Source organism: Spiribacter sp. SSL99, from assembly GCF_009805925.1.
GTDB classification, from domain to species: domain Bacteria; phylum Pseudomonadota; class Gammaproteobacteria; order Nitrococcales; family Nitrococcaceae; genus Spiribacter; species Spiribacter roseus.
On the sequence record NZ_MAOM01000022.1, the window covers coordinates 27,637 to 44,071 of the forward strand.

The window sequence follows — 16,435 nt, forward strand, 5'->3', positions numbered from 1 at the left end:
CAGCGCAGCCGCCCGGGCGGCTGGAGCCGCGGCGTCGCCGCGCTAGCCCGGTTCAGCTTCGTGCACCAGCAGATCGGCCAGAAACCGCTCAAGCCGATCGGAATCCGACAGATCACCGTAGAGTAGCGCGCCATCGCGCTCACGTTCGCGCTTCAGCAGCGAAGGCGTCGCAAAGACGGCGTAGCTGAGGCCCGCCTGCGGTTGATCCAGAAGATCGATTTCCTGGGGCGACAGATCACTTCGACCCAGTCGCTCGAGCATGCTCGCGAGGTTTGCCCGCGCCCGGCGGCTCCGTGGCGCGTCGCCGGTCACGAATAGGATCAGCGCTGGCGTCGACGCATGCTGCGTGGTCGTCTCAGTTGTCATCGAAACCATCCCTGTGTTCCGGATCCCGGGTCGCCGGATCGCGTCGATGGCGGATCCGGTTTCGCCACTGTTCATCAAGCCGTGTGACCTCATTGTACTCTTCGGCTTCCAGCTCGAGTGTCTGGGCAAGGCGCTCACGCTCCTTTTCGGCCTGAGCGATGCGCCGCTCGAGGTCGTTGCGACGCTGCTTCCACTCCAGCTGCGCGCGCCGGGCGCGCGCCTCGTCCTGCTGAGCCCTTTCGACCCGGGCGGTACCCATCAGCACCTCGCCGCCGTCTTCGTAGACGTCGGCGAGATCAATACCATCGCTGCTCAGCAGCAGCTCGCGCTGCTGGTTGGAATGTCCAGACCCGCGGGATTTGACGATCGACAGCGACCGATTCCGCTCACCGCCGCGGACGTTGTAGTCGAGCACGATCCAGCTGTCGGCGAGTGTCGAGATCTGCCCCTGGGTGGCTTCCCCTTCCGGGTCGCGCACCCCGGTCAGCGAGGTGAGAAGGGTTGTGATGCCGCGGCGTCGGACCATGTCGATCAGCCGTTCGGTGGCCATTTCGGCGCCCTCCGTGGCACTCGCCTTGAGCAGCGCGGAGATGGGGTCGATCACCAGGCAATCCGGTTCGAAGTCATCCAGCAGGCGCCGGATCACGAGGAAATGCTCGGTCACTCGCGCCGCATACGCCGATAAGGTCTTAAAGCGCACCTGCCCGGCTTCAATCGGATCGCGCAGGTTGATCCCCACCGATCGGAGGTTGCGGACATAGGGGCCTTCGAGCTCATCAAAGCTGATATAGAGCGTTTTCTGGCCGCGCGCGACGGCGGTCTCCGCGAACCTGGCGGCGAGGGTGCTTTTGGCGGTCCCCGGCCGTCCCGAGATGAGCAGGCTCGAGCCGCGGTAGATGCCGCCACCGAGCAGTGCGTCGAGCCGCTCAACGCCCAGGCTCAGCCGCTCGTTACTCGCTTCGATGTTGTCGTTCTCATTGCCGTAGTGATACGGCAAGGCAATCCCGTCATCGTCGATGAGCATCGGCAGCTCGTCGGTGACATGGGCGGACCCGCGGAATTTGGCGATGCGCAATGAGCGGTTGAGCTGCTGGTCGACGATGCGGGCGGAGAGCATGACCGTCGCGGAGAGCAGAAACTCGATTCCCTCGAGATGGAACGGCTCGGTCCCGTCGTGCCGGGTTTTTCCGGTCAGGAGCAGCGTCCAGCCATTTTCGGCGCAGGCCTCGTCGACGCGTCGGATCTGATTGATGGCGGCGTTATGCCCGACCTGGTGGCGGAGCAGCTGGTCGATGCCATCGAACACGATCCAGGCGGCGCCTTTCTGGCGACTTGTCGCCGTCACGATCGACAGCAGCCCCTCGAGATCAAACTCGCCGGCCGTCTCCGCGCTCAGGCGCGGGCGGGCATCGATTACTACCAGCGAGTCGGCCTCAATCAGGCTCTCGCCCCAATTGAAGGAAGCGGCATCCTGCCGGATCTGGGCGGGGGATTCCTCGAACGAGACGAACACCCCGGCGCCACCTTGCTCAATGGCCCGGGCAAGGACCTGTAGGGCCAGCACGGTCTTGCCGGCAGCGGCCTCACCCAGCACCAGCGTTGTCTGCCCGGCGGGCAGTCCGCCCTGGGTCACCCGATCGAGATCGATGATCCCCGTGGTGCGTTTTTCCACGATCTACTCCGTTCGTTCGCGTGTCAGAGGAAGGTGACTGCGACGCTCGAGCAACCAGCGGAAGTCCTCGGCCTCCAGGGGCATACTGTAATAAAAGCCCTGGCCAAACTGAATGCCCATCGCCAATAGCTCATCGCGGACGTCAGCGGCCTCAATGCCTTCGGCGATGATTTCGGCATCAAGGGCCTGGGCAAGCCGCCTGACGGCATCGATCAGGTTGCGGTTGAAATTCTTCTGCATCAGGTCGGCGACAAACCCCTGGTCAATCTTGATCTCGTCGAAAGGGTAGTGCTGCAGATAGAGCAGGGATGAGTAGCCGGTGCCGAAGTCATCCAGTGACAGGCGCACATTCATTGCCCGCAGGGCGCGTAACTGCTCCAGAAGCAGGGTGGATTCGCTGGCGAATACGCTCTCCGTGATCTCGAGTGAAAGCTGTTGTGGTTCAATTCCCGACTCATCGAGGATGCGCCGGACCTGGTCGGGAAAGTGGCCCGAGCGAAACTGAATCAAAGAGACGTTGACCGCGACGCGCACCAGATCCAGTCCGGCGTCGCTCCAGGCCTTCAGATGCTGGCAGGCGCGTCGCAGTGTCCATTCACCGATCGGTCCGATGAGCTGACTCTGCTCGGCGATGGGGATGAACACGCCGGGCGAGACCAGCCCGCGGGTCGGGTGGTTCCAGCGAAGCAGTGCTTCGGCGGCGATGACACGCCCGGTGGCCATGTCGACCTTGGGCTGGAAATGGACTTCAAACTCATCGTTCTCAAGCGCGCGTCGCAGGGCCTGTGTCAGGCCGACCCGCGCCTGCGTTTCGGCCTCCAGCGCCTCGCTGTAGGCGACCCACGGCAGCGTCGATTCGGTACGATGGCGGAAGAGTGCCCGCTCAGCCTCCTGGAGCAGGGTCTCGGCAGGGCGGGGAGTTTGGCCGAGATGACTGTAGCCAAGACGAATGGCAAGCCGAATGGCGACGCCATTAAGATCGAAAGGTCGGGAGAGCGCCTCGACGAGCTGCTCGAGCTGACTCACCGTTGATCTATCCGGCGCCAGCGGCAGATACAGCGTGCACTCATCACCGCCGATGCGTCCGCTGAGACCGTGCTCACCGGCAAGCGAGCGCAGCCGCTGGCTGAACTGGATCAACAACCGGTCACCGCCTTCGTAGCCATAGGCATCGTTGATGTCTCGAAGGCTGATGATGTCGACCATGGCGATGACGCCATTATCCGGCCAGCCCTGCCCATCAAGCTGCTCCTGCAGCGCTTCACTGAAGCCGGTGCGGGTGGGCAGCCCTGTCAATGGATCTTCCAGCGCTGCGCGCTCAAGGCGCTTCTCGGTGGCTCGCAGGGCCGTCGTGTCCTGTTTGATGGCGATGTAATTGGCGATTGCCCGATCCTCGTTTTCGAGGGGCGCGATCAGTGTGTACTCCCGGTAAGGCTCGCCATCCTTGCGTCGGCTCTCGAGCTCGCCGGTCCATATCCCGCCCGCCTCGACGGTTTCCCAGATCTCGCGATTGACCGCGTCAGGGGTATTGCCGCTTTTGATGCAGGTCAGGGTGTCGCCGAGGAGCTCATCGCGACGATAGCCGGAGTTGTGTTCAAACGCCGGATTGACATATTCGATGCCCCCTTGGGCGTCGGTGATCGCGATAGGGGCCGGGTTGAGATGGGCCACCTGCATGAGTTTGTGGATTTCGTGGTCGTTCTGCCGACTCTGGGTGATATCCGCAATGACCACGCCCACCTGAGAGACCACCGCCGCCGGGGCATTCAGCGGGTGATGGCGAACTTCCAGGGTGCGCCAGCCGAGTGCCGGGCTATGCCGCTCGGTGCGATAGCACTGTGGCTCGCCCGCCAGGCACCGATCCAGTCGCCAGCGATCCACGCGCTCGAACGCCCCGCCGAGCACATCCTGAACGTACCGCCCCGATAGATCACTGGGCGCGCCCAGGTGCAGCCGCTGATAGGCGGTGTTGGCCCAGACATACCGGTAATGCCGATCAATGATGGCGCAGGCGTTATCGCTCGCGTTCAATAGCGCGTCGAGGCTTTGTTCATCGGGCATGGTGTCGCCGCGACCATCGATGTCGGTCATTGGCTGGTTCAATCGTCCCTGTCGCTGGATTGCCCCGGCAGGATGCCTTGCCGGGCGTTGGCTCGCAAAGTTGTCGGTTCGGCGGGTTGTACGGATCAAAAAAATTGGTCTATGGTTAAACAAGGCTGGACGCCTGATCGGGCGAATTTCCTCCCGCTAGACCGCATGTACTCCGTCCCTTCTGCTGCGCAGGCGCCAGTCCATGAGTTGAACCCCGGAGACGGAATGGTCAAACGCAAGGAAAAAGGAGCATATGTATGAATAAGCGTTCCCTATACGCTTTGGCATTGACCGGCGCGCTGGCCCCCATGGCCGCGAACGCCGAATGCGGCGAGATCTCGGTGGCCGAGATGAACTGGACCTCGGGCGGCATCATCACCGGTGTCACCGAGTTTCTGCTGACCCAGGGTTATGGCTGTGATGTGACGGTCGTGCCATCGGCCACCACCACGGCCATCACATCGCTGGCCGAGAACAACGAGCCGGACATCGTGCCGGAGTTCTGGCCGAACGGCGCCCCGGCATACTACGACCTGGCCGAGCAGGGCAAAGTCGTCAAGGCATCGGATGCCTTCAGCGAAGGTGCTACCGAGCACTGGCTGGTGCCGGGCTTTCTGGTTGAGGAGCACCCGGAGCTCGCCACCATTGAGGGTATTCTGAATAACCCGGAGCTGGTTGGTGCCCGATTCCATAACTGCCCGGATGGCTGGGGCTGCCGGATCGCGAATGACTCGCTGGTCCAAGCCTTTGAGCTCGAGGACCATGGCATCGAGGTCTTCAACCACGGCTCGGGCGAGACCCTGCAGGCGGCACTGGTGTCGGCGGCTGAAAACGAAGAACCGTACTTCGGCTACTACTGGGGACCGACCGCGCCGCTGGGTCAGTACGACATGGTCAGTGTCGATATGGGCCCGGTGAACCAGGAGGCCTACGAGTGCAACCAGGACACCGAGTGCAACGAAGTCGGCAAGACAGGCTGGCCGGCCGCACCGGTGTTCAACGTGGTGACCACCGATCTTGCCGAGAGCGAGCCGGAGGCTTTCGAACTCATGCAGAACATGACGTTCGAGAACGACACCATGAACGGCCTGCTGGCGTGGCATGCGAACAACGATGCCACTGTCGATGAAGCGGTCGTGCAGTTCCTGCAGAACAACACCGACGTGTGGATGGACTGGCTCAGCGACGATGCCCGCGCCAACGTGCAGGACATGTTCTAACGCCTGAGCCGCTCAGGATCTGAAGTTAAAAGGCGCCGGGGCGATGACGTCCCGGCGCCTTTTTTATCAATCCGCCGTGTTGCGCAGCGTCTCCATGTCGATGACGAAGCGGTACTTGACGTCGCCCTTTTTCACCCGCTCGTAGGCTTCATTGATGTTGCGGATGTCAAGCATCTCAACATCGCAGGCAATGTCGTGATCCGCGCAGAAGTCGAGGACTTCCTGAGTCTCCGGCATCCCGCCGATCAGCGATCCCGCCAGTACCCGCCGGCCGAAGATCAGGCTGCCGCCGTGGACCGGTGGCTCGATGGGCTCGATCAGCCCGACCAGAATATGCGTGCCGTCATACTTCAACGCCGAGAGATAGGGGTTGAGGTCGTGCTGGACGGGCACGGTATCGAGCATGTAATCGAAATAACCCGCCGCGGCCTGCATCTGCTCCTCGTCCGAGGAGACGACCACGTGATGGGCCCCCTGGGCCCGTGCCTCGCTGACCTTGGCCTCGCTGCGGGTGAAGACCGTCACCTCAGCGCCGATGGCGCGGGCAAACTTGATGCCCATGTGGCCAAGGCCGCCCATGCCAATCACACCGACCTTGTAACCCGCCTGGACGCCGTAGTGACGCAGGGGCGAGTAGGTGGTGATTCCCGCGCAGAGCAACGGCGCCGCGGCCGCCGGATCCAGCGCCTCAGGCACACGCACGACGAACCGGTCGCTGACCACCACCGACTCTGAATAACCGCCAAAGGTAATGGACCCGTCACGCCGATCCTGGCCGTTGTAGGTCAGCGTCGGTCCTTCGAGGCAGTACTGCTCCAGGCCATGCTGGCAGGGCTCACACTCGCGGCAGGCATCCACCATGCAGCCGACACCCACGACATCGCCGGGACGGAACCCGGTGACCTGGTCACCGACAGCGGAGACCCGACCGACGATCTCGTGGCCCGGGACCAGCGGATACTGCGTCATTCCCCAGTCGTTCTGAACGAAATGAATGTCGGTGTGGCAAACGCCACAGTAGTCGATCTGAATGGCGACGTCGTCGGGCCGAAGCTCACGACGTTCGATATTGAGCGGTGCGAGTCCGGATTGATCCGATTGAGCGCCGTAGGCTTTCGCTGGCGTCATACTGAGCCCCCTGATGGTATGGTGAATAAGTCCCCATCTGGACGCCCTCGTCCCGGAATCGTTCCATCACTCGGAGCGCTCGGGGGGTGTCGCATGTTGTCGATAGGTTCGGGTACTGCCGTCATCTTCAACGAGCAGTGTTGAATACTCGTCCTGGTGCTCGCCCATTTCCATTCCCGGCGATCCCACTGGCATGCCCGGGACGGTCAGTCCGTTCGCCTCTGGCTGACTCGCCAGCAGAGAACGGATCTCACGGGCGTGGACATGGCCCTCGATGAAATAGCCATCAACCATGGCGGTATGGCATGAGGCTTGCGCCGGAGTGATGTCCAGGTCGACCTTGATGGCGTTTAACTGGCGATGGCTGACGTCGTGGACGGTTACCTCGAACCCGTTGGCTTCAAGATGCTCGATCCAGGCCGAGCAGCAGCCGCAGGTTGGTGTCTTGGCGACCTTGATGATGGAGTCGGTGGCCATGGCGACGGGGCTGAGCGCGACGAATCCGAGGGCAACAGCCAGATGAGAGAGCGATCGGGAACTGAACATCTAATGGCCTCCGTTGTTTTACGCCTCCGAGTATAACCAATGTGGGTTCATCGCGCATTACCGGGATTGGCGTATTGACAGGGTGTGATCACTGCTGCCATGTTTGCGCTAACATCAGGTCCGAGAGCCTGAGGTCGCAGCATCACGGCAACGCACCGTGATCGTGGACAATGCGTAATGCGCCGGTCCGGATCGGACGGTTGTTAGCGCTAACATTGCGACCTGATAAAAAAATGCAGAAAGCATGAAAGACAACTGGAGGAGATCACTATGGGCGCTGAATCGTCCACGCCCCGCCCGTCCCGACGGCCATTCGGCCGCCTTGGAGCGACTGCACGTCGCATCGCCCATTTTCTGGGGCCCTGGGCGCTGATTCTCGCGCTCTGGTATGGCGTTCGCTACTCCGGCTTTTTCGAGGCCTCACTGATTCCGACGCCGGTGCAGGTCGCCACGCGGCTCTGGGACATGCTGATCGGGGGCGATCTGGCACTGGACATGTACATGTCGACCCAGCGCGTTTTTCTTGGAGTGATGCTTGGCACCGCCTGTGCCGTGCCTGTCGGTTTCCTGCTGGGCTGGTACAAGGGCCTGCGGTCGTTCATGGACCCATTGATCAACTTTTTCCGCGCCCTCCCACCGATCGCGCTGATCCCTCTGGTCATCGTTTACTTCGGGATCGGCGAATCCGCCAAAGTGATCATCCTGTTCTACGCGGCGTTCTTTGCCAGCGTCATCGTGATGTACGAGGGGATCAGTCAGATTTCACCGCTGTATATCCGGGTCGCCCAGACCCTCGGGGCGAGTGATTTCGAAATATTCCGCAAGGTGATTATTCCCCTGGCCGTGCCGCATGCCCTGACAGCACTCCGCGTGGCGCTGGGTGTGGCGTGGGCAACCCTGGTGGCCGCCGAGCTGGTCGCCGCTCAGCAGGGACTTGGTGCGGTGATCCAGGATGCGTCCGCGTATTTCCAGCTCGACACCATCTACATGGGGATCATCTGCATCGGGTTTATCGCGCTGGCCATGGACGTCGCCCTGCGGCGACTCACCCGCCGTGCGCTTGTCTGGCAGGAACGCAATGACTGAGGGGGCCGGAATGAGTCAGTACAACGAAAGAATCCGTTTCGAGAACGTCGGCAAGGTATTCGACACCGACAATGGCTCGATCCAGGTTGCCGAGGATGTCTCCTTTGGTGTCGGGGATGGCGAGTTCGTCTCGCTGGTCGGACCATCAGGCTGCGGGAAAACCACCATGCTCAACATGGTAGCGGGGTTCATGCAGCCAACCACCGGCTCGGTGCTGCTGGACGGTCAGCCCATTCAGGGGCCCGGTTCGGAACGCGGCATGATGTTCCAGGACTATGGCGTTTTTCCATGGCTGAGTGTCGAGGACAACATTGCCTTCGGTCTGCGCCTTCGCGCCAATCGCGTCAGCGATGCCCGGCGCAGGGAGATCGTCGACCATTTCATTGAGCTCATGGGGCTCAGCGAATTCCGCCGAGCCTATCCGAAGACACTCTCCGGGGGGATGCGTCAGCGACTTGCCCTGGCGCGTTCCTATGCGGTCAACCCGGAGTTCCTTTTGATGGATGAGCCGTTCGGCGCGCTCGATGCTCAGACCCGGACCGCAATGCAGGACCTGCTGCTGAATGTGATGGGCGAGGTCCGCAAGACCGTGATGCTCATCACCCATTCGGTGGAGGAGGCGCTGTATCTGTCCTCCCGGATCCTTGTCATCAGCGCACGCCCGTCGCGCATCCGCCGCATCATCGAGGTGCCGTTCGGGTTTCCACGCACGGCCGAGCTGCGCGACTCCGCCGCCTTTGCTGATCTGCGAAGCGAGGTCCGCGAACTGGTGATGCAGGAGTACGCCGCGCAGGAAAGTCAGGCGCGGCAGAAACAAACAACAGGACAGGCGTAGAAAACGCCTCATTACCGCAAGAGGAGAGAGAAATGAGCTATTCCAGCAGTCGCAGAAACTTCATGAAGGGGATCGGCGCGGGTGCCGGTCTGTATGCCATGGGCGGCGTACCCAGCCTGTTTGCCCAGAGCGGGCAGACGGTACGGGTTGGCTACCTGCATACCCTGGCGGTGGACGGCCATATCTGGCTCGCCGACCACATGGGAACGTGGGCCGAACAGGGCCTGAACATGGAGTACATCCAGTTCACCACGGGGCTCGAACTGTTCCAGGCGCTGGTCGGTGGGAGCCTTGATGTGCTCGCGACCGGTGCAGTGATCTCAAACTTCCCAGCGCGCGGTCAGGGCGAGGCATTTCTGATCAACAACGTCGAGGAGGGGACCGCCCAGCTGTGGGCCGATCCCGAGTCGGGCATCAATGAGATCGCTGACCTCAAGGGCAAGCAGATCTCCACCACCACGGGTACCACCGCGCATGTGTTCCTGCATCGTGCCCTGGTTGAGGCGGGACTCGATCCCGACCGGGACGTTGAGCTGGTCAATCAGCGCATGAGCGACGCGGTCACCTCGTTCATCTCCGGCGCCGTGCCGGCGGTGGCGCTCTGGGTGCCCTTTAACGTGCAGGTGGCCGAGCAGCGGCCGTCGGCAAAAATGCTGGTGGACGCCTCGGCGTACTACCCCGAAGCCGCCATCGTGGGTGGCTGGGCCGCACGCGGTGACTTCTATCAGGAGAATCCCGAGGTTATCGACAAGATCATCCGCGGCTGGCTGCCGGCCAACGAGATGCTGGTCAATAACCCCGAAGAGGCACTCGGTATTCTCCAGGCCAACTACTACCCGAATGTCAGCCTCGACCAATTGCAGGCCCAGTATCAGGCCCAGCGGGTGTTCTCACGCGACCAGTGGCTCACGCGGTATGAAGACGGCACCGTCACTGAATGGCTTGACCAGGTGACCGACTTCTTCGTCGAGCAGGGAGGCATCAGCAATCCCCGCCGCGCCAGCGAGTACTTCCATCCGCAGCACTACATCAACATCGCGGGTTGAGCACGCCCCGCCACCTCTCATCGGCAGGGGTGGCGGGTTCAATTTCGCGGTTTTTCAAGGAGAAAAAAATGGGCGCGAGCGTCGGTTTTATTGGTGTCGGAACCATGGGTGGGCCCATGGCCCGCAATCTTCTGCGGGCCGGCCATCGGGTCCGCGTATTCGATCTAGACTCGCGACTGGTTGCGGGTCTTGAAAAGGACGGCGCCGAAGTGGCCGCCAATGCGGCCGCTGCGGCCTCGGAGGCCGACTGTGTGATCACCATGCTGCCCCGGGGTGAGCATGTGGAGTCGGCACTTTTCGGTGACCAGGGTGCGGCGACCGCGATGCGGGAGGGTACTCTCTACATCGACATGAGCACCATTCTGCCGAGTCATTGCGAGCGGTTCGCACACCGGCTCCGGGCCGCTGGTGTCTGCGTTGTTGACGCTCCGGTTGGAAGGTCGTCGCAGCATGCCATCGACGGCAAACTGTTGATCATGGTCGGTGGCGAGGCAGGCGACGTCGACCGGGCCAGGGCGTTCCTCGAGCCTCTTGGCGACACCATTGTCCACTGCGGTCCGACAGGGGCCGGCCAGAAGATGAAGCTGGTCAACAACTACATGTCCATCGCCCTCAATGCGCTGACCGCCGAAGCTCTGGTCATGGCGGAAAGTGCGGGTCTCGATCCGGAACAGGCGCGCAGCGTAATGCTTGGCACGGTTGCCGGTCAGGGGCACATGGGAACGACCTATCCCGCCAAAGTCCTCAAGGGCGATCTGACGCCCGGTTTCATGGTTGATCTGGCGCACAAGGACATGGGCCTGGCACTGGCCATGGCCGGTGAGCTGGACGCACCCGCGTGGCTCGGTGCAGTCGCCCATCAGACCTACGGACTGGCGCGCCGGCACGGGCGCGGAGCCGAGGACTGGACGGCGGTGTATGCAGCGCTGCGCGAAACGGCGATGGGTGATGAGCGCTAGAAGCTTCCCTCATCACGGTAACGACGCGTGGGGCCGGTCAGTCAGCGCCTCCATCGGGCGTGGTCTCGCGCTCGATGATCTCGAACCCCAGATCGCTCAGGGCGGGTGGCGTCGTATCGCCCTGCAACCTCTCGAGGATCTTGTGTGCGGCCTGGCGGCCGATTTCATAGCGGTGAATGCGCACGGTGGTCAGCGCCGGGGCGACACTGGCGGCCAGCTCCACATCGTCAAAGCCCGCGATCGCCAGATCCGCCGGCACGCGGATGCCCTGACGCTGACACTCGAAAAGCGCGCCCAGGGCGAGGATATCGTTGCCGAAGAACACCGCATCGACATCCGGCCGGCTGGCCAGCAGGTCGCGAAGCCGACCCGCCCCGGCGGCAAACGAGAACTTACCTTCGTAGATCAGCGAGTCCGAGGCTTCCAGTCCCAGTGCCGTCACCGCCGCCCGGTAACCGGCAACGCGCTGGGCGGCACGGTCGTTGGCGAGCGTCGGGGCACCGACATAACCGATGCAGCGTGCCCCTCGCGCCACGAGACGCTCGACCATCGCGTGGCAGGCGTTGAAGTTGGAAAACCCGACAGCCATGTCAATCGGCCGACCGTCGACGTTCCAGGTCTCGACCACCGGGATCCGAGCCGCGCGGAGCAGGGTTTCTGCGGCCGGTTCGTGCTGCAGGCCGGTGACGACAATGCCGGCGGGGCGCTGAGCCAGGATGGCATTGATCAGCCGGGTCTCTTCGCCGAGGGAATAACCGGTTGCGCCCAGCAACAGCTGGTAGCCCTGGGCGCCAAGTTCGTCGGTCAACCCGTCGATGGTGTCGGCAAAGATCGAGTTGGTCACGGTGGGTACGAGGGCGCCGATGATACGGGTCTGGTTGGATGCCAGGCTGCCGGCGACCCGATTGGGCACATAGCCCGTGGTCTCGATTGCCGCGAGGACCCGCTCGCGGGTGGTGTCGGCGACTTTGTCGGGATGGTGAATGACCCGCGAGACGGTGATGGCCGATACGCCGGCCACCCGGGCGACATCCTCCATGCGAACGGGCGAGTGTTGGTCCATGACGCGGCGCTTCCCTGACAGCCCTTTTTTTGCCAGCGCGATGTTAGCGCTTTCAACCCTATACTTGGAAATCAACAGGAGTCCAGCTGATGTATACCTTTGGATCGTTCATTAACGGCGAGTGGCAGCCCGGCACCGGCGAGGTGTTTGAAACGGTTGACCCAAGTGCGCCCGGGACCTGCGTGGGTCGCTATTCTCCGACTTCTACCGCCGGGCTGCGCACCGCCATGGATGCCGCCCGCCGCGGGCAGGCCGAGTGGGCGGCGTTGCCGCCGGCCGAGCGGAGCCGTCGTGTCGTCGCACTGCTGGATGCCGTTGAGGCACGCACCGAGGACATTGCCCGTGCGGTCACGCTCGAGCAGGGAAAACCCATTGCCGAATCCCGTGGTGAAACCGGCAAGTCGCTGCGCGAGGCGCGGTTCATGGCCGGCGAGGCGGTCCGCGGCCATAGCGCGGTCATGCCCGCGCAGAAGCCCGATTGCCGCAACATGGTGCTGCGTCGGCCGCGCGGCGTCATCGCCGCCATCACCCCCTGGAACTTCCCGATCCTCACGCCCATGCGCAAGATCGCGCCGGCGCTTGCCCACGGCAATGCCATTATTCTCAAGCCCTCTGAGCTGACGCCCGCACCGGCCTGTCTGATCGCCGAGGCGGCGGAGGAATTTCTGCCCGCCGGGGCGCTGCAGATCGTCCATGGCGGCGGCGAGGTAGGCGCGGCGCTGGTCAGCGATGCCGCGGTGGATGGCGTGACGTTTACCGGATCCGTGGAAACCGGCCGCAGGATCTATGCCGCAGCCGCGCAGAATCTTGCCGAACTGTCGCTCGAGCTGGGCGGCAAAAACGCGGTCGTCATCAATGACACTGACGATCTCGAGCGCTGCCTCGACCAGGTTTTTGGCGCGGCTTGCCAATGCGCCGGGCAGCGCTGCACTGCCATCAGTCGTGTGATCGTCGCCGACGCCCTGCATGACGCGGTGATCGATGGCCTCAGGGCGCGCGCGAAGGCCCAGGTGGTCGGTGCGGGGATCGATCCGGCGACGACGCTGGGCCCGCTCATCAATCAGGATCAGTTCCAACGGGTCAGCGGCTTTGTCGAGCGCGCCGTCGAGGCGGGTGCCCACGTAGTGGCCGGTGGCAGGGCGATCCAGGTTGACAGTGCCCCCGATGGTTTTTTCTACCCGGCGACCGTCCTGCGCGACGTGGAACCGTCCATGGAGATCGCCCGCGAAGAAGTCTTCGGCCCGGTCATCAGCGTCATGCGTTATACGGAATTCGATACGGCCATGCGCTTGCTCAATGATGTCGACTTCGGGCTGACCTCGTCGCTTTTCTCCAACGATTCGGCGCTGATCCAGCGGTTTCTCGACGAAAGCCAGAACGGCATGCTGCACGTCAATCACGGCACGATCCCTGATGATCACATGCCGTTTGGCGGCATTCGCCACTCAGGCGTGGGCGCTTACTCGGTGGGTCCGTCGGCGGTCAACTTCTACACCACCGAGCATTCGGCGTACCTGCAGTCGCCCGGCGGCATCTGATGGGCATGCAGGCGCTGACCACAGGGCGGATCGAGCAGGTGGCCCTGCATGTCCTGCGGGCGCCCATTGAAGAACCCGTGCGGACCTCATTCGGGACCATGACCGATCGGCCTAGTGTACTGGTTGGGGTGACCGATCACGAGGGGGCCTCCGGCTGGGGCGAAATCTGGTGCAACTACCCGGTCTGCGGGGCCGAGCACCGGGCCCGTCTGGCCGCCGAAGTGGTCGCGCCGCAGCTGGTCGGCCGATCCTTCGATGATCCGTCCGCCGCACAGCGGTTTCTGGTGCAGGCGACCCGTGTACTCGCGCTGCAAACGCGTGAGTTCGGGCCGCTTGATCAGGTCCTGGCCGGTGTTGATATCGCGCTCTGGGATCTGGCCGCTCGCCGTCAGGGCCGCCCGCTTGGCGAGGTCCTCGCCGGTGGACCGGTCGCCTCCCGGATACCGGTCTATGCCAGCGGCATCAATCCGCACGGCGCGGTCACCACCCTGCAGCGGGCCCGGGCGTCGGGCTTTGATGCCTTCAAGGTCAAGATCGGGTTTGAGGCCGGTCAGGACCGACGCACGATCGCGGCGCTGCTCGCCGAGCGCGGCGATCAGGAACATCTGATGGCCGATGCCAATCAGGCCTGGTCACTTCCGGAAGCCCGGGCGATGGTGGCCGATCTGCGGGGCAGCGGTCTTGAATGGCTTGAGGAGCCCATGCCGGTGGACACCCCGGTGGCTGACTGGCGGGCGCTGGCCGCGTGCTCCGCCATCCCGCTGGCCGGTGGCGAAAATCTGGCCTCGGTCGCGGGGTTCGACGCGGCGGCGGAAGCCGGATTGCTATCGGTGATCCAACCGGATCTGGCCAAGTGGGGCGGGTTCAGTGCGTGCTTGCCCATCGCCCGGCGGGTGCTTGAGGCCGGACGGCGTTACTGCCCGCACTATCTGGGCGGTGGCATTGGCCTGATCGCATCGGCGCATGCCCTGGCAGCCGTGGGCGGAGACGGCCGGCTTGAGGTTGATTGCAACCCCAACCCGCTGCGCGAGCAGCTGGCGACACCCTTCCCGGGTATTGCCAACGGCGCCATGGAACTGCCATCGGGCCCCGGTCTTGGAGTGGTGCCCGATGGGGCGGCGTTGCGTGACTGGGAGACGCTATGCCTGACCGCCTGATCCGACTGCTGCCCTTCATCGGCGCCTGGCCCGGCCTCGGACGCCGACAGATGCTTGCCGACCTGCGCGCCGGGCTGACCGGTGCGATCATTGTCCTGCCCCAGGGGGTGGCGTATGCCCTCATCGCCGGCCTTCCAGCCCAGTACGGGCTTTATACCGCGATCATCCCGCCGGTCATTGCCGGGCTGTTCGGCTCATCGCATCACCTCGTGTCAGGGCCGACTGCGGCGATCTCCATTGTGGTGTTCAGCGTGGTCAGTGGCATCGTCCCGCCCGAGCATCCGGCGTTTCTCTCATACGTGCTGACGTTGACCTTCATGGTCGGTGTGATCCAGCTGATGCTGGGGATCGCCCGGGTGGGAACGCTGGTCAACTTCATCCCGCACACGGTGGTGGTGGGGTTTACCGCCGGAGCGGCCGTGGTGATTGCGGTCAGTCAGGTCCATCACTTTCTGGGCATCCGCCTGGAGGCTGGCTATGGACTGGTCGATCGCCTGCGGGCGATCAGTGGCGCGCTGCCGGCGACCGAGCCGCAGGCCGTGATCATCGGTGGTGTCACGCTTGCCACGGCGCTGCTGGTTCGCGCCTATCGCCCGCGCTGGCCGGTCCTGCTCAGCGCCATGGCGGTGGGTACGGGGGTCGGTGCGCTCTCAGGCGGCGCCGCCGCGGGCGTGCAGATGGTTGGTGCGACCCCCGGGGCGCTGCCACCCCCGTCGTTCGATCTCATCGCCTTCGAGCGCATGCCTGAGCTGGCATCCGGCGCGTTGGCCGTCGCCATGATTGCACTGATCGAGGCGGTGGCGATTGCCAAGGCCGTGGGTATGCGGTCGCACCAGCGCATCGACGGGAGTCAGGAGTTCATCGGCCAGGGCCTCTCCAATCTCCTCGGCAGTCTGTTCTCGTGCTATGCGGCTTCGGGGTCGTTCACTCGTACCGGCGCCAACTACGACGCCGGCGCGAGAACACCGATTGCCGGTATTTTTGCAGCCGGGTTCGTGCTGGCGGTGATTGTCTGGTTCCCGGATGTCACCGGGTATCTGCCCATGCCGGCGATGGCCGCGGTGGTGTTCGTGATTGCGTGGAACCTGATCGACTGGCATCGCCTGCGCGACATCGTCCGGGCGAGCCGCGAGGAGACCACGATTCTTGCGGTGACGGTGCTCGCCACATTGTTCCTGGGACTCGAGTTTGCCATTTACGTGGGCGTTTTCCTGTCTCTGCTCCTGTTTCTCAAGCACAGCGCCCGACCCCGCCTGGTCAGCGTCGTGCCCATGACCGATCGGCCCGGGCGACCGCTGCGGAACGCCCACAAACGCGGACTGGCGGAGTGCCCGCAAGTGCTGATCCTGCGGGTTGATGGTCCGCTGTTCTTCGGATCGCTGGACCACGTGCGCGAGGGCCTGTGGGCGGCCTGCGACCGCGGCTATTCTCATGTCATCATTGAAGGCAGCGCGATCGAGCGGGTCGATCTGGCCGCCGCCGAAATGCTGGCCCAGGAAACCGAGCGCATGCGCGATCGCGGGGGTGGGCTATGGCTTTGCGGGTTCAAGGACGACGCCCTCCGGTTGTTACGCCATCCGGTGCTGAGCAGCCGGATTGGCGAGCAGAACCTGTTCAGTCGGGCCGGAGATGCCATTGCCGCGGTATTTGAGACTGCGCCGCTGTGTGATGCCTGCCAGCGCGAGGGCGCCGACATCTGCCGGCTGCTGCGCTGACGCCCATCCGGCG

At 63.6% G+C, this 16,435-nt stretch carries 14 protein-coding genes; 8 read left to right on the forward strand and 6 right to left on the reverse strand.

The window, feature by feature from the left end; genetic code table 11:
- Positions 1–42 precede the first annotated feature (42 nt).
- Genes BA899_RS09520 through BA899_RS09530 form a run of 3 tightly spaced genes read right to left on the reverse strand, consistent with a single transcriptional unit; the run spans position 43 to position 4,129 of the window.
- A complete protein-coding gene (locus BA899_RS09520; RefSeq protein WP_159300454.1) occupies positions 43–366 on the reverse strand; it encodes a circadian clock KaiB family protein in 324 nt (107 codons plus the stop codon).
- On the reverse strand, positions 356–2,038 hold the full coding sequence (locus tag BA899_RS09525) for an ATPase domain-containing protein (protein WP_235013350.1): 1,683 nt from the start codon (positions 2,036–2,038) through the stop codon (positions 356–358). The genes BA899_RS09520 and BA899_RS09525 overlap by 11 nt, the downstream gene beginning before the upstream one ends.
- Before the next feature lie 3 nt (positions 2,039–2,041).
- Positions 2,042–4,129 (reverse strand): bifunctional diguanylate cyclase/phosphodiesterase, encoded by a 2,088-nt coding sequence (locus BA899_RS09530; protein WP_235013351.1) that lies wholly within the window; start codon positions 4,127–4,129, stop codon positions 2,042–2,044.
- Between the two features lie 287 nt (positions 4,130–4,416).
- On the opposite strand from BA899_RS09530, the gene BA899_RS09535 reads away from it, so the two are divergent.
- The gene (locus tag BA899_RS09535) at positions 4,417–5,349 is read left to right on the forward strand and encodes a glycine betaine ABC transporter substrate-binding protein (protein WP_235013352.1); all 933 of its coding nucleotides are present in this window, start codon (positions 4,417–4,419) and stop codon (positions 5,347–5,349) included.
- 66 nt (positions 5,350–5,415) lie between these two features.
- On the opposite strand, the gene BA899_RS09540 is transcribed toward BA899_RS09535, so the two are convergent.
- Together BA899_RS09540 and BA899_RS09545 are read right to left on the reverse strand one after the other, a co-directional pair.
- Complete coding sequence (locus BA899_RS09540) at positions 5,416–6,477, reverse strand: NAD(P)-dependent alcohol dehydrogenase (RefSeq protein ID WP_159300455.1); 1,062 nt, start codon at positions 6,475–6,477, stop codon at positions 5,416–5,418.
- Positions 6,478–6,543: 66 nt separating this feature from the next.
- The gene (locus BA899_RS09545; RefSeq protein ID WP_148122094.1) at positions 6,544–7,023 is read right to left on the reverse strand and encodes a DUF411 domain-containing protein; all 480 of its coding nucleotides are present in this window, start codon (positions 7,021–7,023) and stop codon (positions 6,544–6,546) included.
- A gap of 270 nt (positions 7,024–7,293) precedes the next feature.
- Between BA899_RS09545 and BA899_RS09550 the strand changes: the two genes are divergently transcribed.
- The 4 genes from BA899_RS09550 (at position 7,294) to yihU (ending at position 10,949) form a co-directional block, all read left to right on the forward strand.
- Positions 7,294–8,109 (forward strand): ABC transporter permease, encoded by an 816-nt coding sequence (locus BA899_RS09550; protein WP_144348351.1) that lies wholly within the window; start codon positions 7,294–7,296, stop codon positions 8,107–8,109.
- A 10-nt stretch (positions 8,110–8,119) separates the two neighbouring features.
- Complete coding sequence (locus tag BA899_RS09555; protein ID WP_159300456.1) at positions 8,120–8,944, forward strand: ABC transporter ATP-binding protein; 825 nt, start codon at positions 8,120–8,122, stop codon at positions 8,942–8,944.
- 32 nt (positions 8,945–8,976) lie between these two features.
- Positions 8,977–9,990 (forward strand): ABC transporter substrate-binding protein, encoded by a 1,014-nt coding sequence (locus BA899_RS09560; RefSeq protein WP_148122093.1) that lies wholly within the window; start codon positions 8,977–8,979, stop codon positions 9,988–9,990.
- Between the two features lie 68 nt (positions 9,991–10,058).
- Entirely contained in the window at positions 10,059–10,949 is an 891-nt protein-coding gene (gene yihU / locus BA899_RS09565) for a sulfolactaldehyde 3-reductase (protein WP_148122092.1), read from the forward strand.
- Between the two features lie 37 nt (positions 10,950–10,986).
- Here yihU and BA899_RS09570 read toward each other — a convergent pair whose 3' ends face one another.
- Positions 10,987–12,012: a LacI family DNA-binding transcriptional regulator gene (locus BA899_RS09570; protein WP_144348347.1), complete on the reverse strand. Its 1,026-nt coding sequence runs from the start codon at positions 12,010–12,012 to the stop codon at positions 10,987–10,989.
- An 89-nt stretch (positions 12,013–12,101) separates the two neighbouring features.
- On the opposite strand from BA899_RS09570, the gene BA899_RS09575 reads away from it, so the two are divergent.
- From BA899_RS09575 to BA899_RS09585, 3 genes are read left to right on the forward strand one after another with little or no spacing between them, the layout of a single operon-like run.
- The gene (locus BA899_RS09575; RefSeq protein WP_159300457.1) at positions 12,102–13,550 is read left to right on the forward strand and encodes an aldehyde dehydrogenase; all 1,449 of its coding nucleotides are present in this window, start codon (positions 12,102–12,104) and stop codon (positions 13,548–13,550) included.
- Positions 13,550–14,707: a mandelate racemase/muconate lactonizing enzyme family protein gene (locus BA899_RS09580; RefSeq protein WP_198515266.1), complete on the forward strand. Its 1,158-nt coding sequence runs from the start codon at positions 13,550–13,552 to the stop codon at positions 14,705–14,707. The genes BA899_RS09575 and BA899_RS09580 overlap by 1 nt, the downstream gene beginning before the upstream one ends.
- Positions 14,692–16,422 carry a SulP family inorganic anion transporter gene (locus BA899_RS09585; protein ID WP_159300458.1) on the forward strand — a complete coding sequence of 577 codons (1,731 nt, stop codon included), beginning with the start codon at positions 14,692–14,694 and terminating at the stop codon, positions 16,420–16,422. The genes BA899_RS09580 and BA899_RS09585 overlap by 16 nt, the downstream gene beginning before the upstream one ends.
- Positions 16,423–16,435: the final 13 nt, after the last annotated feature.